Annotated in this window: 21 protein-coding genes; 17 read left to right on the forward strand and 4 right to left on the reverse strand. The window is 54.3% G+C overall.

Annotation, left to right across the window (positions count from 1 at the left end; all coding sequences use genetic code 11):
* Positions 1 to 172: 172 nt before the first annotated feature.
* The 5 genes from IB214_RS22015 to pmrB all read left to right on the forward strand — a co-directional run bounded on the left by IB214_RS22015 (position 173) and on the right by pmrB (position 5,929).
* Positions 173 to 934 (forward strand): AraC family transcriptional regulator, encoded by a 762-nt coding sequence (locus IB214_RS22015; protein ID WP_117343569.1) that lies wholly within the window; start codon positions 173 to 175, stop codon positions 932 to 934.
* 127 nt (positions 935 to 1,061) lie between these two features.
* Positions 1,062 to 2,399, forward strand: coding sequence for an arginine/agmatine antiporter (gene adiC / locus IB214_RS22020; RefSeq protein WP_096758642.1), 1,338 nt, complete (start codon positions 1,062 to 1,064; stop codon positions 2,397 to 2,399).
* A 136-nt stretch (positions 2,400 to 2,535) separates the two neighbouring features.
* Positions 2,536 to 4,173 (forward strand): phosphoethanolamine transferase EptA, encoded by a 1,638-nt coding sequence (gene eptA, locus IB214_RS22025; protein ID WP_117343570.1) that lies wholly within the window; start codon positions 2,536 to 2,538, stop codon positions 4,171 to 4,173.
* Positions 4,174 to 4,177: 4 nt separating this feature from the next.
* Positions 4,178 to 4,846 (forward strand): two-component system response regulator PmrA, encoded by a 669-nt coding sequence (pmrA, locus tag IB214_RS22030; protein ID WP_117343571.1) that lies wholly within the window; start codon positions 4,178 to 4,180, stop codon positions 4,844 to 4,846.
* A gap of 9 nt (positions 4,847 to 4,855) precedes the next feature.
* Positions 4,856 to 5,929, forward strand: a complete 1,074-nt coding sequence (gene pmrB / locus IB214_RS22035; RefSeq protein WP_161959047.1) for a two-component system sensor histidine kinase PmrB — start codon at positions 4,856 to 4,858, stop codon at positions 5,927 to 5,929.
* Here pmrB and pmrR read toward each other — a convergent pair.
* Positions 5,923 to 6,012: an LpxT activity modulator PmrR gene (gene pmrR, locus IB214_RS22040; protein ID WP_096758646.1), complete on the reverse strand. Its 90-nt coding sequence runs from the start codon at positions 6,010 to 6,012 to the stop codon at positions 5,923 to 5,925. The genes pmrB and pmrR overlap by 7 nt on opposite strands.
* Positions 6,013 to 6,169: 157 nt before the next feature.
* Complete coding sequence (gene proP, locus IB214_RS22045; RefSeq protein ID WP_096758647.1) at positions 6,170 to 7,672, reverse strand: glycine betaine/L-proline transporter ProP; 1,503 nt, start codon at positions 7,670 to 7,672, stop codon at positions 6,170 to 6,172.
* 699 nt (positions 7,673 to 8,371) lie between these two features.
* Here proP and kdgT point away from each other — a divergent pair.
* The gene (kdgT, locus tag IB214_RS22050) at positions 8,372 to 9,370 is read left to right on the forward strand and encodes a 2-keto-3-deoxygluconate transporter (protein WP_096758648.1); all 999 of its coding nucleotides are present in this window, start codon (positions 8,372 to 8,374) and stop codon (positions 9,368 to 9,370) included.
* A gap of 26 nt (positions 9,371 to 9,396) precedes the next feature.
* Here kdgT and IB214_RS22055 read toward each other — a convergent pair whose 3' ends face one another.
* Together IB214_RS22055 and crfC are read right to left on the reverse strand one after the other, a co-directional pair.
* The gene (locus IB214_RS22055) at positions 9,397 to 10,290 is read right to left on the reverse strand and encodes a diguanylate cyclase regulator RdcB family protein (RefSeq protein ID WP_117343573.1); all 894 of its coding nucleotides are present in this window, start codon (positions 10,288 to 10,290) and stop codon (positions 9,397 to 9,399) included.
* Positions 10,287 to 12,641: a clamp-binding protein CrfC gene (gene crfC, locus IB214_RS22060; RefSeq protein ID WP_117343574.1), complete on the reverse strand. Its 2,355-nt coding sequence runs from the start codon at positions 12,639 to 12,641 to the stop codon at positions 10,287 to 10,289. The genes IB214_RS22055 and crfC overlap by 4 nt, the downstream gene beginning before the upstream one ends.
* A gap of 551 nt (positions 12,642 to 13,192) precedes the next feature.
* On the opposite strand from crfC, the gene IB214_RS22065 reads away from it, so the two are divergent.
* From IB214_RS22065 to phnK, 11 genes are all read left to right on the forward strand, one after another.
* Positions 13,193 to 13,528 carry a zinc ribbon domain-containing protein YjdM gene (locus IB214_RS22065; protein WP_117343575.1) on the forward strand — a complete coding sequence of 112 codons (336 nt, stop codon included), beginning with the start codon at positions 13,193 to 13,195 and terminating at the stop codon, positions 13,526 to 13,528.
* Between the two features lie 117 nt (positions 13,529 to 13,645).
* Positions 13,646 to 14,095: a VOC family metalloprotein YjdN gene (gene yjdN / locus IB214_RS22070; protein ID WP_096758652.1), complete on the forward strand. Its 450-nt coding sequence runs from the start codon at positions 13,646 to 13,648 to the stop codon at positions 14,093 to 14,095.
* A 132-nt stretch (positions 14,096 to 14,227) separates the two neighbouring features.
* Positions 14,228 to 15,016, forward strand: coding sequence for a phosphonate ABC transporter ATP-binding protein (gene phnC, locus IB214_RS22075; protein ID WP_117343576.1), 789 nt, complete (start codon positions 14,228 to 14,230; stop codon positions 15,014 to 15,016).
* A gap of 23 nt (positions 15,017 to 15,039) precedes the next feature.
* Complete coding sequence (gene phnD, locus IB214_RS22080) at positions 15,040 to 16,056, forward strand: phosphonate ABC transporter substrate-binding protein (protein ID WP_096758654.1); 1,017 nt, start codon at positions 15,040 to 15,042, stop codon at positions 16,054 to 16,056.
* Positions 16,057 to 16,167: 111 nt separating this feature from the next.
* Positions 16,168 to 16,947 (forward strand): phosphonate ABC transporter, permease protein PhnE, encoded by a 780-nt coding sequence (gene phnE, locus IB214_RS22085; protein WP_096758655.1) that lies wholly within the window; start codon positions 16,168 to 16,170, stop codon positions 16,945 to 16,947.
* A 20-nt stretch (positions 16,948 to 16,967) separates the two neighbouring features.
* Entirely contained in the window at positions 16,968 to 17,693 is a 726-nt protein-coding gene (gene phnF, locus IB214_RS22090; protein ID WP_115259669.1) for a phosphonate metabolism transcriptional regulator PhnF, read from the forward strand.
* The gene (gene phnG / locus IB214_RS22095) at positions 17,694 to 18,146 is read left to right on the forward strand and encodes a phosphonate C-P lyase system protein PhnG (protein WP_117343577.1); all 453 of its coding nucleotides are present in this window, start codon (positions 17,694 to 17,696) and stop codon (positions 18,144 to 18,146) included.
* Positions 18,143 to 18,739 carry a phosphonate C-P lyase system protein PhnH gene (phnH, locus tag IB214_RS22100; protein WP_096758658.1) on the forward strand — a complete coding sequence of 199 codons (597 nt, stop codon included), beginning with the start codon at positions 18,143 to 18,145 and terminating at the stop codon, positions 18,737 to 18,739. Before phnG ends, phnH begins: the two co-directional genes overlap by 4 nt.
* Entirely contained in the window at positions 18,739 to 19,806 is a 1,068-nt protein-coding gene (locus tag IB214_RS22105) for a carbon-phosphorus lyase complex subunit PhnI (RefSeq protein ID WP_117343578.1), read from the forward strand. The genes phnH and IB214_RS22105 overlap by 1 nt, the downstream gene beginning before the upstream one ends.
* A 46-nt stretch (positions 19,807 to 19,852) precedes the next feature.
* Entirely contained in the window at positions 19,853 to 20,644 is a 792-nt protein-coding gene (phnJ, locus tag IB214_RS22110) for an alpha-D-ribose 1-methylphosphonate 5-phosphate C-P-lyase PhnJ (RefSeq protein ID WP_137399228.1), read from the forward strand.
* Entirely contained in the window at positions 20,641 to 21,399 is a 759-nt protein-coding gene (gene phnK / locus IB214_RS22115; protein WP_115259672.1) for a phosphonate C-P lyase system protein PhnK, read from the forward strand. The genes phnJ and phnK overlap by 4 nt, the downstream gene beginning before the upstream one ends.
* Positions 21,400 to 21,410 lie beyond the last annotated feature (11 nt).

Genomic DNA, 21,410 nt, shown 5'->3' on the forward strand with positions numbered 1-21,410 from the left:
CCACTCGCGTAAATTATTATGTACACCCCAATAATCCCCACAGATATTGTAATTCCTTTGAATCACGCTATTTTATCGCAGGTTTTGATTCATCATACAATTCCATTTAACCGGTATTACTCACCCTTCGGCGAGCGACGGTATTTTATATTCATATTCCAGGAGTTCGGGTATGAGGGTTTGCAGCAAAGAAGCTTGTGTTGTTGTATTAACGGAGAAAGATGTTTGGTTAAGGATTAACGGTAAAGAAGCCATCAGTTTAAAAGCCAACCACATGGCACTGGTGGCATGTGATAATAATATTATCGACTTCTCTTCACTCAATAACGCCCTGGTGGTTCACATCAGTCGCGACATTATTAAAGATTACTTACGATTTTTAAATAAAGATCTTTCACAAATCCCCCTCTGGCAACGCAGTGCCAGCCCGGTAATGACCGCTGCCTGCCTGACGCCGGATGTGTTTCGGGTCGCCGCCCAGCACTGCGTGATGGAAACGCTGAACGAAGGGGAGGCAGAACGGACGCGTGCACTGCTGTTCACCGTGCTATCACGCTTTCTCGACAGCAAAAAGTTTCTCCCGCTGCTGATGCATATGTTACGCAGCCGCATTAGCGACAGCGTTTATCACATCATTGAGAGTGATATTCATAAAGACTGGAACTTGAGTTTGGTCGCCAGTTGCCTGTGCCTGAGCCCCAGTTTGTTAAAGAAAAAGCTCAAAAATGAAAATACAAGTTACAGCCAAATAATTACCACCTGTCGCATGCGTTATGCCGTCAATCAATTATTGATGGACGGAAAAAACATATCTCAGGTGTCACAACTGTGCGGATATAACAGTACGTCATACTTCATCTCTGTATTCAAAGAGTTCTACGGGATGACCCCACTGCATTATGTTAGCCTGCACCGGGAACAAACGGCCGCCTGATTTTTAATCATTTAGCAATAAGCCATAATAATATCAGCATTGGCGATACTCCCCTTTCGCCATAATTCAATCATCTTCTGCGGAGGTATGATACGTCGTCATTTATCCTTATCAGGAGTTAAGAAATATGTCGACGGATGCTGATGCTCACAAAGTGGGCTTAATCCCCGTCACCTTAATGGTGTCGGGGAATATTATGGGTTCCGGTGTATTCCTGTTACCCGCCAATCTGGCGTCAACTGGCGGGATTGCAATCTACGGATGGCTGGTCACGATTATCGGCGCGCTGGCGCTGTCGATGGTGTACGCCAAAATGTCGTCCTTAGACTCCAGTCCCGGTGGTTCTTACGCGTATGCCCGCCGCTGCTTCGGTCCCTTCTTAGGCTATCAAACCAACGTCCTGTACTGGCTGGCCTGCTGGATCGGTAACATCGCGATGGTGGTCATTGGCGTGGGTTACCTGAGCTACTTTTTCCCCATCTTAAAAGATCCGCTGGTGTTGACGCTGACCTGCGTCGCCGTACTGTGGGTCTTCGTGTTGCTGAATATCGTCGGGCCGAAAATGATCACCCGCGTGCAGGCCATTGCTACCGTGCTGGCACTGGTGCCCATTGTCGGGATTGCCGTCTTCGGCTGGTTCTGGTTTCGCGGTGAAACCTATATGGCAGCCTGGAACGTCAGCGGCATGAACACCTTCGGCGCGATCCAAAGCACCTTGAACGTCACCCTGTGGTCATTCATCGGGGTAGAAAGTGCTTCTGTGGCTGCGGGCGTGGTCAAAAACCCTAAACGTAACGTTCCTATCGCCACCATTGGCGGGGTACTGATTGCCGCCGTCTGCTACGTGCTTTCTACCACCGCGATTATGGGCATGATCCCTAACGCGGCGCTGCGCGTTTCGGCTTCACCATTCGGCGATGCGGCACGCATGGCATTGGGTGACACCGCAGGCGCGATTGTCTCCTTCTGCGCAGCGGCCGGGTGTCTCGGCTCACTGGGCGGCTGGACGTTGCTTGCCGGGCAAACCGCAAAAGCGGCGGCCGACGACGGTCTGTTCCCACCGATTTTCGCCCGCGTCAACAAAGCCGGTACGCCGGTTGCCGGGTTAATTATCGTCGGGATCCTGATGACTCTCTTCCAGTTCAGCAGCATGTCACCGAACGCCGCCAAAGAGTTTGGTCTGGTCTCTTCTGTCTCAGTCATCTTCACGCTGGTGCCTTACCTGTATACCTGTGCCGCCCTGCTGCTGCTGGGCCATGGTCACTTTGGTAAAGCACGTCCTCTGTACTTGCTGGTCACCTTCGTGGCATTTATCTACTGCATCTGGGCAGTGGTCGGCTCGGGTGCCAAAGAAGTGATGTGGTCATTCGTGATGCTGATGATCATCACCGCGCTGTATGCCCTTAATTACAACCGGATCCATAAAAATCCGTATCCACTGGATGCCCCAGTTAACAATAATTAATGTAAGCAGCAGGGGTGCATATAGGCCGGACAAGGCATCGCAGCCATCCGGTATTAAGCCAATCTTAAGTTCTTAAGGTTGGCTTAACTTTACTTTGCGAGGATCTGCCCCACTTAGTCGATGGAATTTCCTCTTCATGTTAAAGCACCTGTTTAAAAGACCGACTCTCGGGCACATCAGCTGGCTGCTGCTGATCTCTTTTTATCTGGCCACCTTTCTGAACGTCGCGTTCTATAAGCAGGTGCTGCAAGACCTCCCGCTGGACTCCCTGCGCAACGTGCTGGTGTTTCTCTCCATGCCGGTGGTGGCCTTCAGCGTCATGAACATTGTGCTGACGCTGGCTTCATTCCTGTGGCTTAACCGCCCGTTGGCCTGCATTTTCATTCTGGTGGGTGCCTCTGCCCAATATTTCATCATGACCTACGGCATCATCATTGACCGCTCGATGATCGCCAATATGATGGATACCACGCCCGCTGAAACCTTCGCCTTGCTGACGCCGCAAATGATCATCACGCTCGGGATAAGCGGTATTCTGGCGGCGATCATCGCCTGCTTGATCAAAATTAAACCAACGACACCGGTATTGCGTAGCGTGCTGTACCGGGGGGCAAATATCCTGGTCTCGGTACTGCTGATCGTGCTGGTCGCCACCTTCTTCTACAAAGATTACGCCTCACTGTTTCGCAACAACAAAGAGCTGGTTAAATCCCTCAGCCCGTCCAACAGCATCGTCGCCACTTCGTCCTGGTATTCACACCAGCGCCTGGCCGATTTGCCGCTGGTGCGTATTGGCGAAGATGCCCACCGCAATCCGTTAATGCTGAAAGAAAAGCGTAAAAATCTCACCATCGTGGTGCTGGGAGAAACCTCGCGCGGGGATAACTTCTCGCTGTCGGGGTATTCACGCCAGACCAACCCGCGGCTGGAAAAAGATGACGTGGTCTATTTCCCGCGCACCACGTCCTGCGGGACGGCGACGGCGGTGTCCGTCCCCTGCATGTTCTCCGACATGCCGCGTGCACACTACGATGAAGAGCTGGCGCACCACCAGGAAGGCGTACTTGATGTCATTCAGCGGGCGGGAATCAACGTGCTGTGGAATGATAACGACGGCGGCTGTAAAGGCGCATGCGATCGCGTACCGCATCAGAATATGACCAAGCTAAATCTGCCGGGGCAGTGCATCGACGGTGAATGCTACGACGACGTTCTGTTCCACGGGCTGGAAGAGTACATTAACCATCTTCAGGGCGACGGCGTGATTGTGCTGCACACCATCGGCAGCCATGGCCCGACCTATTACAACCGCTATCCGCCGCAGTTCAAGAAATTCACCCCAACCTGCGACACCAATGAGATCCAAACCTGCTCGCAGCAACAACTGGTGAATACCTACGACAATACCATCCTGTATGTTGATTATATTGTTGATAAAGCAATCAATATACTGAAAGCGCATCAGGACAATTTCACCACCAGCCTGGTCTATCTTTCCGATCACGGTGAATCGTTAGGGGAAAACGGCGTCTATTTACACGGCCTGCCGTATTCCATCGCGCCAGAAACACAAAAGCATGTACCGATGCTGCTGTGGTTGTCAGAGGACTACCAGCAGCGCTACCAGATCTCGCAAACATGTTTGCAAAAACGGGCCAGCGCAGAAGACTTCTCACAAGATAATCTGTTCTCCACCCTGCTGGGATTAACGGGCGTACAGACCAGGAATTACCAGGCGGCAGATGATATTCTGCACCCATGCCGGGGAGGCTAACTGAATGAAAATTCTGATTGTTGAAGACGATACGCTGTTATTACAGGGACTGATCCTTGCCGCCCAAACGGAAGGCTATGCCTGCGACGGCGTGTCAACCGCCCGTGCCGCAGAGCAATGTCTGGAGACCGGGCATTATAGTCTGGTGGTACTGGATCTCGGTTTACCTGATGAAGACGGCCTGCACTTTCTCAACCGCATCAGGCAGAAAAAATACACGATTCCGGTACTGATCCTCACCGCCCGCGATACGCTCAAAGACCGGGTTGCCGGGCTGGACGTCGGTGCCGATGACTATCTGGTCAAACCGTTCGCGCTGGAAGAACTGCATGCCCGTATTCGGGCCTTGCTGCGCCGCCATAACAATCAGGGCGAGAGCGAGTTGACTGTCGGTAACCTGACGCTGAACATTGGTCGTCGCCAGGTATGGATGGACGGGCAAGAGGTTATCTTAACGCCGAAAGAGTACGCGCTGCTGTCGCGCTTGATGCTCAAAGCGGGCAGCCCGGTACACCGGGAAATCCTGTATAACGATATCTACAGCTGGGATAACGAACCGTCGACCAATACGCTGGAAGTTCACATTCACAACCTGCGCGATAAAGTGGGTAAAGCCCGTATTCGCACGGTCAGGGGATTTGGCTACATGCTGGTTGCCACTGAGGAAAGCTAAGTGAAGCTGATACGTTATTTAAAACAGCCGCTGCCCCTGCGCCATCGCTTGATGATAACGATCGGCCTGATTCTGGTGGTCTTTCAGCTGATTAGCACCTTCTGGCTGTGGCATGAGAGCACCGAACAAATACAGCTGTTCGAACAGGCGTTACGCGAAAACCGTAACAACGATCGCCACATCATGCATGAGATCCGCGAGGCCATCGCCAGCCTGATCGTCCCCGGTCTCTTTATGGTCAGCCTGACGCTGCTGATTTGCTATCAGGCAGTGCGACGGATCACCCGCCCGCTTGCCAACCTGCAAAAAGAGTTAGAAGCGCGCACGGCCGATAACCTGACCCCTATAGAGATCCGCAGCTCTACCGTTGAGATACAGGCGGTCGTCACGGCACTGAATCAGCTGGTGACGCGACTCACCAACACTCTCGACAATGAGCGTCTGTTTACTGCCGACGTCGCTCACGAGCTGCGCACACCGTTATCTGGCGTTCGCCTGCACCTGGAATTACTGTCAAAAACCCACAACGTGGACGTTTCACCGCTTATTGCCCGCTTAGACCAAATGATGGACTGCGTGTCGCAGCTGCTGCAGCTTGCCCGCGTGGGTCAGTCGTTTTCAGCGGGGAATTACCAGCATGTCAAACTGCTGGAGGACGTCATACTGCCTGCCTACGATGAACTCAGCACCATGCTGGATCAGCGGCAACAAACGCTTCTATTACCCGAGAGCGCTACCGATGTCGTGGTGCGTGGCGACGTTACGCTGTTGCGTATGCTGCTGCGTAACTTAATCGAAAACGCGCATCGTTACAGCCCGGAGGGCAGTAATATTAGAATTAGCCTGAATACTAGCCCGGAAGCGCGGATGGTCGTTGAAGACGAAGGGCCGGGCATTGATGAAAGTAAATGCGGGGAGTTAAGCAAAGCATTTGTGCGCATGGACAGTCGTTTTGGCGGTATTGGACTGGGGCTGAGCATTGTCAGCCGCATCACCCAGCTCCATCGCGGGCAATTCTTTTTGCAAAATCGTACTGGGGCCACCGGCACCCGAGCCAGCGTAGTACTGGAGAAAGATCAGTAAGAGCTCACCCACACGTACACAAAGCTGCTCACAATCAGCAGGCTGCACACGGTGGTTAAACTTTCATAGATACGGGTTTTCATGACACTCTCCTCCGATAGTATGGAGGAGAGTTTGCCTGACAGAGATTAAGCCAACCTTAAGGCCACGCGCCGGATGGCGGCTAACGCCTTATCCGGCCTACTGAGTACAACGCTACCCGTAGGCCTGAAAGCTGCGCGCCATCAGGCAGTAACACGATTACTCATCAATACGCGGATGCTGCTGGACCAGGCGTGAACGCTTAACCTGCAAATCCGCAATTTCCTGATCGATATCTTCAATCTTCTGCTCGATATTATCGTAGTGCTCGCCGAGGATTTCTTTCGCTTCCTGAATATCCGAAGCGGCAGGCGTCGCCCCTTTCAGCGGCTGGTTAGCGGTCTCTTTCATGGTTATACCGGTAATTAAACCGACCACCGCAACCACCATCAGATAGTAAGCCGGCATCATCAGGTTCTGCGAACTTTCCACCAGCCAGGCGGCCAGCGTCGGTGTCAGACCAGCAATCAGTACCGAAATATTAAATGCCGCAGCCAGCGCACTGTAACGAATGTGCGTCGGGAACATTGCCGGTAACGTTGACGCCATCACCCCGGTAAAGCAGTTGAGGATCACCGCCAGCATCAGTAAACCGGCAAAAATCAGGCCGATGACGTTACTGTTAATCAGGATGAAGGCCGGGATGGCCAGCACAAACAGCGCAATACTGCCCATGATCACAAACGGTCGACGCCCGAAACGGTCACTCAGCAGCCCCATTATCGGTTGCACAAACAGCATACCAATCATAATGGCGATAATAATCAGCACACCATGATCTTCAGAGTAATGCAGGTTATGCGACAGATAGCTCGGCATGTAGGTGAGCAGCATGTAATAGGTGACGTTGGTGGCAATCACCAGACCGGTACACGCCAGCAGACTACGCCAGTGTTTAGTGGCGATTTCTTTAAACGAAACCTTCGGCCCTTCCTGCAGCCCCTGGCGATCGCCCTGTTCCAGCTTATCGACATGCTGCTGAAACGCCGGGGTTTCTTCCAGCGCGTGGCGCAGATACAAACCAATCAGTCCTAACGGCAGCGCGATAAAGAACGGAATACGCCAGCCCCACTCAAGGAAGTTTTCCTCACCGACGACGGTCGAGATCAGCACGACTACGCCCGCACCCAGCACAAACCCGGCAATCGAGCCAAAGTCCAGCCAGCTGCCCATAAATCCGCGCTTACGGTCCGGGGAATATTCCGCGACGAAAATCGAAGCACCGGTGTATTCCCCGCCCACCGAGAATCCCTGCGCCATCTTACACAGCAACAGCAATATTGGCGCCCAGATACCAATCGAGGCATACGACGGGATAAGCCCAATACAGAAGGTGCTTATCGACATAATGACAATGGTGATAGCGAGGATCTTCTGGCGACCGTATTTATCGCCGAGCATACCGAAGAACAGTCCGCCAAGCGGTCGAATCAGAAAGGGAACGGAGAAGGTGGCGAGTGCAGCAACCATCTGCACGCTGGGGTCAGCCCCCGGAAAGAACACTTTACCTAATGCGTAAGCAACAAATCCATAAACGCCAAAATCGAACCATTCCATCGCATTACCCAGCGACGCTGCGGTAATGGCTTTTCGCAGTTTACCGTCATCAATAATGGTGACGTCGCGAAGCGTAATGGGTTTTATTTTTTTCCTTTTTAGCATACCAGTCCTCATAGACTTAGCCCTGTCGCGCACGAGACTCTCCCAACGCAGCATGCGCTAAGGTCATCGCCGAGCGGGGAATGCACAGGCGCAATCCCTGTAACAAGCGTAGCAGGTTTACTTACACTGAACGGCAATGCGCAGTACAACCGAACCTGTTGACGCCTGATTGGGCGGTTAATGACCTCTTTACCCTAACAGTGTTTAAATCTGTGATCAACTTCACACATAGTATTTCATTTCGTCAACCTGCGTAAATAAGGTCATTCTTAGTCAACTTTTTTACACACCAGGGTTGCGATTAATTCCCTATTTACTACAAGTAAAAATCGCTTTTCAGCATCAACAATCACGAACGTCATTATTACCCTGCCAGGCAAAAAAACACCTAATCCCGTTACAACTTATTCACAGGTTTTTTAATAATCGGAAGCTTTAGGAATTTTTGCATGAAATATGTGATGAAGATAACTAAAACGCTGTTTTATTTTGATTGAATCATCGTTCTTATGAATGCACACTAATTCCAGACGCACTATCCCTGGGGGCAATGACATGCTCAACGTATGCCGCGTTAGATTTTAAAAAACAAAGAGATAGCTTTTTTTCTTTGTTAAGACTTACGAATAACTTGTTGAATTTAAATAATATTTTGTTTTATTGCGCATTTATCATCGGCGATAAGATATGAGGACGTTTATGAAAATTAAGGCCACGATTGAACGCATCCCCGGCGGAATGATGTTGATTCCTCTGTTATTAGGTGCGGTGTTAAATACGTTAGCTCCCGATACCGGTGCGTATTTCGGTTCATTTACTAAAGGGATGATTAGCGGCACCGTTCCCATTCTGGCCGTGTGGTTCTTTTGTATTGGTGCTTCTATTGATTTACGGGCAACCGGCACGGTATTACGCAAGTCCGGTACGCTGGTATTAACCAAAATCGCCGTGGCCTGGGCAGTGGCAATGATCGCCGCATCATTCATTCCTGATACCGGTATTCAAACAGGATTCTTTGCGGGTCTTTCCGTCCTGGCAATTGTCTCTGCAATGGACATGACCAACGGCGGTCTGTACGCCAGCCTGATGAACCAGTACGGTACTAAAGAAGAGTCCGGCGCATTTGTCCTGATGTCTCTGGAATCCGGCCCGCTGATGACCATGGTCATTCTGGGTTCTGCAGGTCTCGCCTCCTTTGAGCCACACCATTTCGTTGGCGCCGTATTACCGTTCCTGATTGGTTTTACGTTGGGTAACCTGGATCACGACCTGCGTACTTTCTTCAGCAAAGCGACGCCGGTACTGATTCCGTTCTTCGGTTTCGCACTGGGGAACACCATTAACCTGAGCGTTATCGTTGATACCGGTCTGCTGGGTATCCTGCTGGGTGTCGCGGTCATCGTGATTACCGGTATCCCGCTGATTATTGCTGACCGTGTGATTGGTGGCGGGAACGGTACGGCGGGCGTAGCGGCGTCTTCTGCAGCCGGTGCTGCGGTAGCAAACCCGGTCATTATCGCCCAGATTAACCCGGCATTTGAACCGGTTGCCGCCTCCGCGACCGCGTTGGTTGCCGCCAGCGTGATTGTCACGGCGATTCTGGTCCCGATTATCACCGCCCTGTACGCCAAACGTTTTAACAAAACACCGGTCGTCACAGAATCGACAACCGCACCGGCAGACTCGTTACACCACTAAGTCCGCCGCGTACTCACCGTCCCTTCTCAACCTCTGCGAGGGGACGGTGCAAAAATCTCCTCAACCATCGCATCCACCAGTCGCTTCGCCGAACACAGTCGCGGCATCCCCAGCGCCACATTTTGCCAACGCTGCGTCACCGACCCGCTCACCGGATGCTGCTCCATATCACACCAGTCGCCCAACCAACTCAGCATATCGTTATGCTCGCGTGATCCCCCTGCGGTAGGTGAACTGAGCCATTGATGATAATAATGACGCGTGGTGGGTGCGGCATTCACACTGTGCGCCAGCGACTGGGTCGCCATAGTGCGTAGATTATCTTTGAGCATCGCCACCACATCGGCATTGCCCAGCCGACAAGCATCACCAAACGCGCCCCAGCGCAGCTCTTCCAGCGCGACAAAACAACGCCCCGGCAGCGACCAGCCGTCATACGCCCCCGCCCGCCAACGGGTAAAAATTTGTTCGCTGTGCTCACCTGCCTGAACGGTCAGCCCACGCTGCGTCAGCGCCTTCTCTTTATAAGCACTGCGTTGGCTAAACCAGCTGGAGAGCGTATTGATCTGCTGCATAATGCCGGGCGTGGATTGCCCGCGCGGACGTTCCGTCTCTTGCAGGAACGCCAATCCTTCGGTAATACGCACCAGCGCCAGATGACCGGGGTCAATCATGCTCGCCAGTTTTTCCACCAGCTTCAGGCGCATCATCAGATTCTCGCTGGAGACGCCCGCCAGAACCCACGCCTGCAGCTGTGTCTGGGATAACACTTCCTGCGTCAGGCGCGCGCGCAGACGCTGCTGCTGTTGCAGAAAACCGCCGGAACGTTTGGTTTCATCTCCCTGAACCAGATCGACCATAAACTTTGGGTAGACGCACTCCAGCGCCCGCCCGGGGCCTTCCAGTAACACGTTAGTCATGTATGCTCAGCTGCAAAAAGGGTATGGATATCATCACGTAGCAAGCGGGAGTCTTCATAAATCCATGACGCAATCGTAATACGGTGCTGCAGTTGTTCACTCAATGCGCTCACAGCAGATTCATTTTGCTGACGCAGGATCAGACTCTCACGCAGGCTCGCCTGCAATTGCGTCAGACACAGCGAGAAATCGGCAAAAAACGTCGCCATGCCAGCCGTAACAGAAATATCGACCTGCGCCACTAAAGCTTTACGAATTTGTTGGCAAAACAGCGTAACGTACTGCCCAAGGCTGTTGTGCAGTGCGTTGATATCTATCAGGTACCGCGTTTTTGCGGCGACATCATCATTCCATCCCCAGTTCGGCTGATTCAGCCAACGTGAGAACGTATCCCGCACTCCGCCCGCGGAGGATGTGCCTTCATCCAACGGCGTATCCTGCTCAATCGCTTCGTTAAACAACTGGCGGGTATTGAAGTTAAACATCGCCGAATGAAACGCCGGAAAGCGGATCCGGGCACGGAATCCGGCATGGCTTAACTCCTCTTTCACCCGCTGCTCAATGGGTCGTATGGCGTCATTTAACGCCCGCGACAACGTCGACTCAAGTTGCTCAAAGCGCAGGGCTAAATCGCGGCTGATACTCTCCTGTGCCGCCAGCAGGACGACTTCACAGGCGGAACGAATTTTATCTAACACAATTTTCGCTTGCCCTTCATCATGCAGCACCAGCATTTCTCCGGCCATTTCCGCCGCCGCAACGCCCGACCCCATACCGTGTCGTGACATCCTCAGCACGCTTTCTTTTTCAAACAGCCTATCGATACTGCCCAGGATCTCAGCCTGCTGCTGATTGAGAAACGCGGTGGTCGCCTCCAGTGCCAGATCAACTTCGTGTTTAACCTCATCGCTGACCTGCTCCTGACCCACCAGGATCTGCTGCATATCCTCTTCAATATGGTCGATGTTCAGCTGCAGCTTGTCACACGCGACCGTTAATCCGTGATAGCGAAACTCAAGGTATTCGTGTGCGCTTTGCGCATAGTTCAACAGCTTATGGGACGCGGAGCGGAGCGCATAGAGCGAGGCATTCGCGTAGGCGGCATAAATAACATTCTGAATCGGCTGCTCAAACAGCGAGTCTTGCCACAGTAAATCGGCAGCATGCCGAATATGCTCGGTATCATCCAGATCGGCGGTACGCCAACGCCGACCCAGCGCCGCTTCGGCAAAATCCTGTACCCAACGTTGTTGCTGGTGATCCGGCAGCCGCCCGTGAGTCATCAGTTCATGACGTGCGCGGTTCGCCAGATACCCCCACATGGAAGACACCGGATAAATACGCTCAGGCGTAATACAGCCCTTCATCAACGTGCCAGAAATCAGCGCCCGCACCTGCTCTTCATCATCGCTATTACGGTCTTTTTGATCGAATTTATTGACCAGGGCATACAGCGGTACCGATTTACCCACCGCGGTGATCGCCTGGCGCACTTCCTCATCCGAAATCGACTTCAGTTGGGTATAGTCCATCACCGCCAGTACCGCAGACGCCCGCGCCAGCTGTTCCTTCAGCATCTTTTGTAAGTGCGGCTGTCCGGCTTCATTCGGCCCCGGCGTATCCAGCAGGGTTAACTGCCCCGGATAATTTTCCTGCCCGGCCAAATGCACAAACTCAATCTCAATCACCGGAATATGCTCAATGGCGGCATACGCAGAAAAAGGAAAATCAACCTCCAGCGCTTTTGACAGACGCACCAGATCGTTCAGGCTCTTGAGGCACTGGAAAATAGGTTCGGCACCTAAATAGGTGCGCTCGAACGCCACACCGTTTTCAATACGTAGCAGCAGCGTATTCATATCTTTATCAATTTCCAGCTCATGGCTAAGAGACTGGCGATCGCACTCGCGCACACGCTGCTGCAAGGTTTTCATTAAGGCATCAATCGGCGCGACATGAGAAAAATACAACACCGGATCTTTCTGGCCTGGCGTATGGCGGATCAGCGTCGGCAGGGCCGTCATCGGACGATTACGATTGGGTAACACTTCCGTCCCCACAATCGCATTAATCGTCGTCGACTTTCCCGCTTTCATCGTGCCGACAATGGCCAGTACCATTTCCAGACGCGTGACCTTCCGTAGCTCATTATTGAGCGTTGCTTGCTGGACATCCATGCCACGCGCAGTGAAATGCAGGGGCTGTACGTGCCCGCTATGCTCACCTTTTTTCAACGCGACATCATCCAACGACGTCGTCGGCAATTTTTTCAACTGCCTGAGATGGTCAAGAGAGAGCATCAGCAAGCGTTCAGCTTCCTGACTTAATTCATATATTGTCTGTGTGTACATGGAAAATTTTTCCTTAACGCAAATAATCTTACTTTTATTCAGCCAAATCTTTTTATTTATGAATTTTCGGCTTTTATCATTACGTGTGGAAATAATTAAAATCAAAATAACTAATTGATATTATTAAATTAAATTTGTTTTATAACCGCTGGCCCGATGCCTCTCCCTTACTGTAATAAGTAAGAAAGATAAACAGAGTAGTTCAGTTTTGAAAAATGCCAGTTTAATTCCCCTACCTAAATTAAGGGGGATGCGATATCCACTTACAATAACTAAGCCATTCTGAGAGCCATGTTATCAATGAATATCAGGTGGTTCGCCTCACCTTAACTTAAATAACAAAGCGGAGCAATTTCCCTTAAAAAATATTCCGCCAAACGTGCAAGTAGTGGAAAGTACAGGTATTGAGACCTTTATCTGCGCCGTGCCTCAGCGCTTAATCAGTCAGTAGTCCCGACAACCGCAGGGATTTTATGTATAATTGCGGCCTTTTTCGGCAATCTGCCATTTTTTGGGCGCTTTTGCCCCTGCTGACTTTTGAGGAAATCCACATGTCATTACCACACTGCCCACAATGCAACTCCGAATACACCTACGAAGATAACGGCATGTTCATCTGCCCGGAATGCGCTCACGAATGGAACGATGCTGAACCTGCGCATGACGGCGACGAACTGATCGTGAAAGACGCTAACGGTAATCTGCTGGCCGACGGCGACAGCGTAACCGTCGTGAAAGATCTGAAGGTCAAAGGTAGCTCTTCCATGCTGAAGATCGGTACCAAAGTGAAAAACATCCGCCTGGTGGAAGGCGACCACAACATCGATTGCAAGATTGATGGATTCGGACCGATGAAACTGAAATCCGAGTTTGTGAAAAAGAACTAATTTTGTTGGCCGGATAAGGCGTTAGTCGCCATCCGGCTTTTATTGCCCGGTGGCGCTTCGCTTACCAGGCCTACGCTAACTACACTTAACGGGCTTCTTTTACCTGAGGTAAAGATCATGTCGTTAAGTCCCTACATCTCTTTTGCAGGCAACTGCGCTGACGCCATTGCGTACTACCAACAGACGCTGGGCGCAGAACTGCTCTACAAAATCAACTTCGGTGAAATGCCCCAGTCGGCGCAGGACAGTGAAGAGGGTTGCCCTTCTGGAATGAAATTCCCTGATACCGCCATCGCCCACGCCAACCTGCGCGTTGCGGGCAGCGACATCATGATGAGCGACGGCGTCGCGACGGGAAAAGCCCATTACTCCGGCTTCACGCTGGTCCTCGACACGCAGGATGTCAACGAAGGGAAGCGCTGGTTTGACAACCTGGCAGCAACAGGTCAAATCGAAATGGACTGGCAGGAAACATTCTGGGCGCACGGTTTCGGTAAAGTCACCGACCAGTACGGTGTGCCGTGGATGATCAACGTCGTCAAACAACAGCAGCCCCCCACGGAGTAATCCTACGGGAGGCTTGTCCTCCCGTACTGTCATCAAATATCGCTCAACTCTTCATCTTCGAGTAACCATCCCTTAACGAAAATGTCACATTAATCCGCCACGATGGGGCCACTTTTTTAGGGAGGCCGCATCATGCAAACGGTTATTCGCGTCGAGAAACTCTCCAAATCATTCAATCATCATCAGGCGCTGAATGCGGTTGATCTGACTATCCATTCCGGTGAGATGGTGGCTCTGCTTGGGCCATCAGGTTCCGGCAAATCCACCCTTTTACGTCATTTAAGCGGGTTGATTACCGGTGATAAATCGCCAGGTAGCCACGTCGAGCTATTAGGCCGCACGGTACAACGTGAAGGCCGACTGGCGCGTGACATCCGCAAAAGCCGTGCCCATACGGGCTATATCTTCCAACAGTTCAATCTGGTGAACCGTCTCACCGTGCTGGAGAACGTGCTGATTGGCGCCCTCGGCAGCACGCCGTTCTGGCGCACCTGTTTTAGCTGGTTTACGCCACAGCAGAAGCAACGGGCGTTACAGGCGCTGACTCGCGTTGGCATGGCGCACTTTGCCTACCAGCGCGTTTCTACGCTCTCCGGCGGACAGCAGCAGCGCGTCGCCATCGCCCGCGCCCTGATGCAACAGGCAAAAGTGATCCTCGCCGATGAGCCGATTGCCTCGCTGGACCCGGAATCTGCACGCATCGTGATGGACACCCTGCGCGACATTAACCAGACCGACGGCATCACCGTCGTGGTCACGCTGCATCAGGTGGATTACGCCCTGCGCTACTGCGAACGCATTGTTGCGCTGCGCCAGGGACACGTCTTCTACGACGGCAGCAGCCAGCAGTTTGATAACGATCGTTTTGACCATCTCTACCGCAGCATGAACCGCGTCGACCAGAACGCACAGGCTGCCTGACATCCCCACAATGAGGAATGGAAATGAGTTATAAGACAGTTGCCGCACTGGCCTTCACCAGCATGTTTAGTCTCAGCACCTTCTTAAGCCCGGCATATGCCGAAGAACAGGAAAAAGCGCTGAACTTTGGCATTATTTCGACCGAATCACAGCAAAACCTGAAGCCACAGTGGGAACCGTTCCTGAAGGACATGGAAAAATCGCTGGGCGTAAAAGTGAATGCCTTCTTCGCCCCGGACTACGCCGGGATCATCCAGGGCATGCGCTTTAACAAAGTCGATATCGCCTGGTACGGCAACCTCTCGGCGATGGAAGCGGTGGATCGCGCCAATGGACAGGTCTTCGCCCAGACCGTCGCAGCAGACGGATCGCCGGGGTACTGGAGCGTATTGATCGTCAATAAAGACAGTCCGATCAACAACCTGAACGATCTGATCGCCAAACGTAAGGATCTAACCTTCGGCAACGGCGATCCAAACTCCACCTCGGGCTACCTCGTCCCCGGTTACTACGTCTTCGCGAAAAACAACATTGCTGCCAGCGACTTCAAGCGCACCGTTAACGCCGGGCATGAAACTAACGCCCTGGCCGTCGCCAACAAGCAGGTGGATGTTGCCACCAACAACACCGAAAACCTCGACAAGTTAAAAACCTCCGCACCGGAAAAATTGAAAGCACTGAAGGTGATCTGGAAATCGCCGCTGATCCCTGGCGATCCGATCGTCTGGCGCAAAAACCTCTCCGAAACCACCAAGGACAAGGTGTACGACTTCTTCATGAGTTATGGCAAAACGCCGGAAGAGAAAGCCACGTTGGAACGCCTGGGCTGGGCGCCGTTCCGTGCCTCCAGCGATCTGCAACTGGTACCGATTCGCCAGCTGGCGCTGTTTAAAGAGATGCAGGGCGTGAAGGACAACAAGGGCCTGAACGCGGAAGAGAAAACCAGCAAAACCTCGGTGATTAAAGCACAACTGGATGATCTCGACCGCCTGACCGCCGCGCTGGGTGCCATGACCAGCGTAAATAAAGCGGTGCAGTGATTTGTAGGCCTGATAAGCGCAGCGCCATCAGGCAATCGCGTAAATGCCGGATGGCGGTGCAAACACCTTATCCGGCCTACAACGCAAACACCTGTTCCAACGGAGCCAAATATGCAAACCATCACCGTCGCCCCGCCCAAGCGTAGCTGGTTCTCGCTGCTGAGCTGGGCCATTCTTCTCGCCGTGCTGGTCGTATCATGGAAAGGGGCCGAAATGGCTCCACTCACGCTGATCGAGGATTCCGGCAATATGGCGACCTTCGCCGCTGACTTCTTCCCGCCGGACTTCAGCCAGTGGCAGGACTATCTCAGCGAAATGGCCATCACCCTGCAAATCGCCGTCTGGGGGACAGCCCTCGCCGTGGTGCTGTCGATTCCTTTCGGCCTGATGTGCGCCGACAACCTGGTGCCGTGGTGGATTTACCAGCCAATGCGTCGCCTGATGGACGCCTGCCGCGCCATCAACGAAATGGTCTTCGCCATGCTGTTTGTGGTTGCGGTCGGTCTCGGGCCGTTCGCCGGGGTGATGGCGCTGTTTATCCACACCACCGGGGTGCTCTCCAAACTGCTTTCCGAGGCGGTAGAAGCCATTGAGCCGGGTCCGGTCGAAGGCATTCGCGCCACGGGTGCTAACAAAATTGAAGAGATCCTCTACGGCGTTCTACCGCAGGTCATGCCGCTGCTCATCTCCTACTCGCTGTACCGCTTTGAGTCCAACGTCCGCTCCGCCACGGTGGTCGGCATGGTTGGCGCAGGCGGCATCGGCGTGACGTTATGGGAGGCGATTCGCGGCTTTCAGTTCCAGCAAACCTGCGCCCTGATGGTGTTAATCATCGTCACCGTCAGCCTGCTGGATTTCCTCTCTCAGCGTTTGCGTAAGCACTTCATCTAATCAGCGAGGCATTGATTGCTATGCACTTGTCTACACATCCGACCAGTTATCCGACGCGTTATCAGGAAATTGCCGCCAGACTTGAGCAGGAGCTTCGTCAACATTATCGCTGCGGTGACTACCTTCCGGCCGAGCATCAGCTTGCCGCCCGCTACGCGGTCAACCGCCACACGTTGCGCCGCGCCATTGACCAGTTGGTCGAACGCGGCTGGGTGCAGCGTCGTCAGGGCGTCGGCGTGCTGGTGCTGATGCGCCCGTTCGATTACCCACTGAATGCCCAGGCGCGCTTCAGTCAGAACCTGCTGGACCAGGGCAGCCATCCCACCAGCGAGAAGTTGCTGGCGGTGCTGCGCCCGGCCTCGAGCCATATTGCCGACGCGCTCAGCGTCACTGAGGGCGACAACGTCATCCATTTGCGCACCCTGCGCCGGGTGAACGGCATCGCGCTCTGTCTTATCGACCACTATTTTTCCGACCTCACCCTCTGGCCGCTGTTGCAGGGCTTTAACCACGGCTCACTGCACGACTACCTGCGCGAGCAGTTGGGTCTGATGTTACTGCGCACGCAAACACGCATCAGCGCCCGCCGCGCGCAGGCCAAAGAGAGCAAGGTACTGGAAATCCCCAACATGGCGCCGCTGCTGTGCGTGCGCACCCTGAACCACCGTGAAGGCGAAGAACACGCGACGGAATACTCCGTCAGCCTGACCCGCGCCGACATGATCGAATTCACCATGGAGCACTGAATGCACCTTGATACCGCCACCCGCCAGCGCTGGATGCGCGCGCTGGCTTACAGCAACGCTGAAGACCTGAATGCGCGCGTCAACGCGCTGAAACTGACACCAGAATATGAACTTATCCGCGCACCGGAAAGCGGGCTGATGCAGATCCAGGCCCGCATGGGCGGCACCGGCAACCGTTTTTTTGCCGGTGATACCACGATAACGCGCGCCGTCGTACGCCTGAAGAGCGGCACGCTGGGTTATAGCTACCTGCTGGGACGCAACAAACCCCACGCCGAGCAGTGCGCCGTGATTGACGCACTGCTGCAGGAACAGACGTATTTCCAGAGCGTAATGGAAACCTTAATTACCCCGCTGGAAGCGGAACGCGATGCGCTAATTAACGCTCGCCGTGCCGAAGTCAACGCCAGCCGGGTCGACTTCTTCACACTGGTACGCGGAGATAACGCATGACACGATCTACGGCACTACAGAGCGCCTTTAATTTACCCGTCCAGGATGCGCAGCAGTGCTTTCGTCGCCTGCTAAAAGCCATGAGCGAACCGGGGGTGATTGTCGCCCTGCATCAGCTGAAACACGGCTGGCAGCCGCTGGGTCTGGCAACCACCAGCGTGCTGCTGACCCTGGTCGACGGTGACACCCCGGTGTGGCTGGCTCCAGCCATGGATAACGACATTGCCCGACAGAACCTGCGTTTTCACACCAATGCCCCACTGGTAGAACAACCGCAGCAGGCAGCCTTTGCCATCGCCGACAATCGCATTAGCAGCGAACAGCTCAACGCCCTCTCTTCCGGTTCCGCCGTAGCACCAGAGACCAGCGCGACCCTGATTGTGCAGATCGCGGGCTTAAGCGGTGGACGCATGCTGCGCCTGACCGGGGCCGGTATCGCCGAAGAACGGATGATCGCCCCGCAGTTACCGGAATGCCTGATTCATGAACTGACCGAGCGCCCGCATCCGTTCCCGCTGGGGATTGATCTGATCCTCACCTGCGGCGAACGGCTGCTGGCTATTCCGCGAACCACCCACGTGGAGGTGTGCTGATGTACGTTGCCGTCAAAGGGGGCGAGAAGGCAATAGCCAACGCCCACGCACTGCAGGATAACCGACGCCGAGGCGATGCGCACATTGCCGAACTGAGCGTGGCGCAAATCGAACAGCAGATGAACCTCGCCGTTGACCGGGTCATGACTGAAGGCGGTATCGCCGACCGTGAACTGGCGGCACTGGCGCTCAAGCAGGCCAGCGGCGACAACATTGAAGCCATCTTTTTGCTACGCGCTTACCGCACGACGCTGGCAAAACTGGCGGTGAGCGAGCCGGTCAACAGCGCAGAGATGCGCCTGGAACGGCGTATTTCCGCCGTCTACAAGGATATTCCCGGCGGGCAGTTGCTGGGTTCAACTTACGACTATACCCACCGCCTGCTTGATTTCACTCTGCTGGCCAACGGCGAGACGCCGCCGCTGCGCGCCGCGGAGAGTGAACAGGATGCCGCCCCGCACGTCTTCTCCCTGCTGGCAAATCAGGGGCTGGCGAAGCACGAAGAGGACGACGGCGCTCAGCCCGATGACATCACCCGCACGCCGCCGGTTTACCCCTGCTCGCGCGCCTCGCGCCTGCAACAGCTAATGCGCGGCGACGAAGGGTATCTGCTGGCGCTGGCTTACTCCACCCAGCGCGGCTACGGGCGCAATCACCCGTTTGCCGCCGAGATCCGCAGCGGCTATGTGGCGCTGGAAATAGTAGCGGAAGAGCTGGGATTTGCGGTAAACGTCGGCGAACTGCTGATGACCGAATGCGAAATGGTGAACGGCTTTGTCGCGCCAGAAAATGACTCTCCCCATTTTACCCGCGGCTACGGGCTGGTGTTCGGCATGAGCGAACGCAAAGCGATGGCAATGGCGCTGGTAGACCGCGCCCTACAGGCACCCGACTACGATGAAACGGTCACGGGACCGGCGCAGGACGAAGAGTTCGTGCTGGCGCATGCGGATAACGTCGAGGCGGCGGGTTTTGTTTCCCACCTCAAACTCCCCCACTACGTCGATTTCCAGGCCGAGCTGGAACTGCTCAAACGCCTGCAACAGGAGGCCGTCCGTGACCGCTAATCTTTCCGGCTACAATTTTGCTTATCTCGATGAACAAACGAAACGCATGATCCGCCGGGCACTGCTGAAAGCGGTCGCCATTCCGGGGTATCAGGTACCGTTCGGCGGGCGTGAAATGCCCATGCCCTACGGCTGGGGCACCGGCGGTATTCAGCTTACCGCCAGCGTGATAGGTGAAGCTGACGTGCTGAAGGTCATCGACCAGGGCGCGGATGACACCACCAACGCGGTGTCCATTCGCAACTTCTTCAGGCACGTAACCGGGGTAAACACCACCGACGCGACCTGCGACGCGACGCTTATTCAGACCCGTCACCGCATCCCGGAAACGCCGCTCACGGAAGATCAGATTATTATTTTCCAGGTGCCGATCCCCGAACCGCTGCGCTTTATCGAGCCACGCGAGACGGAAACCCGCACTATGCACGCGCTGGAAGAGTACGGCGTGATGCAGGTGAAGCTGTATGAGGATATCGCCCGCTTCGGCCATATCGCCACCACCTACGCCTATCCGGTCAAGGTCAACGGGCGCTACGTGATGGATCCGTCCCCCATCCCAAAATTCGACAACCCGAAAATGGACAGGATGCCCGCGCTGCAGCTGTTCGGGGCCGGGCGTGAAAAACGCATCTACGCCGTACCGCCGTATACCCGAGTCGAGAGCCTCGATTTCGACGATCACCCGTTTACCGTGCAGAGCTGGGATGAACCCTGCGCCATCTGCGGTTCCACCCACAGCTATCTCGACGAAGTGGTGCTCGACGACAGCGGCAAACGGATGTTTGTCTGCTCCGACACCGACTACTGCCGCCAACAGAGCGAGGCCCTTAGCCAATGACGCAACCGCTGCTTTCCGTCAATAACCTGACCCATCTCTACGCGCCGGGCAAAGGCTTCAGCGATGTCTCTTTTGACCTGTGGCCTGGCGAAGTGCTGGGCATTGTGGGCGAGTCCGGTTCCGGCAAAACAACCCTGCTGAAGTCGATTTCCTCGCGCCTGACGCCGCAGTCTGGCGAAATTGTGTATCAGAACCGTTCGCTGTACGGCATGAGCGAAGCCGACCGTCGCCGCCTGCTGCGCACCGAATGGGGCGTGGTACATCAGCACCCGATGGACGGCCTGCGCCGTCAGGTTTCGGCGGGCGGTAATATCGGCGAACGCCTGATGGCCACCGGCGCACGCCACTATGGCGACATTCGCGCTACCGCGCAGCGCTGGCTGACCGACGTCGAAATTCCCGCCTCGCGCATCGACGATCTGCCCACCACCTTCTCCGGCGGCATGCAGCAACGTTTACAGATTGCCCGCAACCTCGTCACCCATCCCAGGCTGGTATTTATGGATGAACCCACCGGTGGGCTGGACGTCTCGGTACAGGCCAAACTGCTGGATCTGCTGCGCGGCCTGGTGGTGGAACTGGATCTGGCCGTGGTGATTGTCACCCATGATTTGGGCGTGGCGCGCCTGCTGGCAGACCGTTTACTGGTGATGAAACAGGGTCAGGTGGTGGAAAGTGGATTAACCGACCGCGTGCTCGACGATCCGCATCATCCGTACACCCAACTGCTGGTGTCGTCGGTGTTGCAGAACTGATTTTTTGTTGT

The organism is Citrobacter sp. C1 (assembly GCF_014596895.2).
Lineage (GTDB): Bacteria > Pseudomonadota > Gammaproteobacteria > Enterobacterales > Enterobacteriaceae > Citrobacter > Citrobacter gillenii.

Excerpts from the sequence above, each read along its gene's own strand:
- IB214_RS22055 (WP_117343573.1), bottom strand. The coding sequence starts at position 10,290 with ATGACTAACGTGTTACTGGAAGGCCCCGGGCGGGCGCTGGAGTGCGTC.
- adiC (WP_096758642.1), top strand. The coding sequence starts at position 1,062 with ATGTCGACGGATGCTGATGCTCACAAAGTGGGCTTAATCCCCGTCACC.
- phnD (WP_096758654.1), top strand. The coding sequence starts at position 15,040 with ATGAGTTATAAGACAGTTGCCGCACTGGCCTTCACCAGCATGTTTAGT.
- crfC (WP_117343574.1), bottom strand. The coding sequence starts at position 12,641 with ATGTACACACAGACAATATATGAATTAAGTCAGGAAGCTGAACGCTTG.
- phnJ (WP_137399228.1), top strand. The coding sequence starts at position 19,853 with ATGATCCGCCGGGCACTGCTGAAAGCGGTCGCCATTCCGGGGTATCAG.
- pmrA (WP_117343571.1), top strand. The coding sequence starts at position 4,178 with ATGAAAATTCTGATTGTTGAAGACGATACGCTGTTATTACAGGGACTG.
- phnF (WP_115259669.1), top strand. The coding sequence starts at position 16,968 with ATGCACTTGTCTACACATCCGACCAGTTATCCGACGCGTTATCAGGAA.
- pmrR (WP_096758646.1), bottom strand. The coding sequence starts at position 6,012 with ATGAAAACCCGTATCTATGAAAGTTTAACCACCGTGTGCAGCCTGCTG.
- kdgT (WP_096758648.1), top strand. The coding sequence starts at position 8,372 with ATGAAAATTAAGGCCACGATTGAACGCATCCCCGGCGGAATGATGTTG.
- IB214_RS22065 (WP_117343575.1), top strand. The coding sequence starts at position 13,193 with ATGTCATTACCACACTGCCCACAATGCAACTCCGAATACACCTACGAA.
- eptA (WP_117343570.1), top strand. The coding sequence starts at position 2,536 with ATGTTAAAGCACCTGTTTAAAAGACCGACTCTCGGGCACATCAGCTGG.
- phnH (WP_096758658.1), top strand. The coding sequence starts at position 18,143 with ATGACACGATCTACGGCACTACAGAGCGCCTTTAATTTACCCGTCCAG.
- phnE (WP_096758655.1), top strand. The coding sequence starts at position 16,168 with ATGCAAACCATCACCGTCGCCCCGCCCAAGCGTAGCTGGTTCTCGCTG.
- yjdN (WP_096758652.1), top strand. The coding sequence starts at position 13,646 with ATGTCGTTAAGTCCCTACATCTCTTTTGCAGGCAACTGCGCTGACGCC.
- proP (WP_096758647.1), bottom strand. The coding sequence starts at position 7,672 with ATGCTAAAAAGGAAAAAAATAAAACCCATTACGCTTCGCGACGTCACC.
- phnK (WP_115259672.1), top strand. The coding sequence starts at position 20,641 with ATGACGCAACCGCTGCTTTCCGTCAATAACCTGACCCATCTCTACGCG.
- phnC (WP_117343576.1), top strand. The coding sequence starts at position 14,228 with ATGCAAACGGTTATTCGCGTCGAGAAACTCTCCAAATCATTCAATCAT.
- phnG (WP_117343577.1), top strand. The coding sequence starts at position 17,694 with ATGCACCTTGATACCGCCACCCGCCAGCGCTGGATGCGCGCGCTGGCT.
- IB214_RS22105 (WP_117343578.1), top strand. The coding sequence starts at position 18,739 with ATGTACGTTGCCGTCAAAGGGGGCGAGAAGGCAATAGCCAACGCCCAC.
- IB214_RS22015 (WP_117343569.1), top strand. The coding sequence starts at position 173 with ATGAGGGTTTGCAGCAAAGAAGCTTGTGTTGTTGTATTAACGGAGAAA.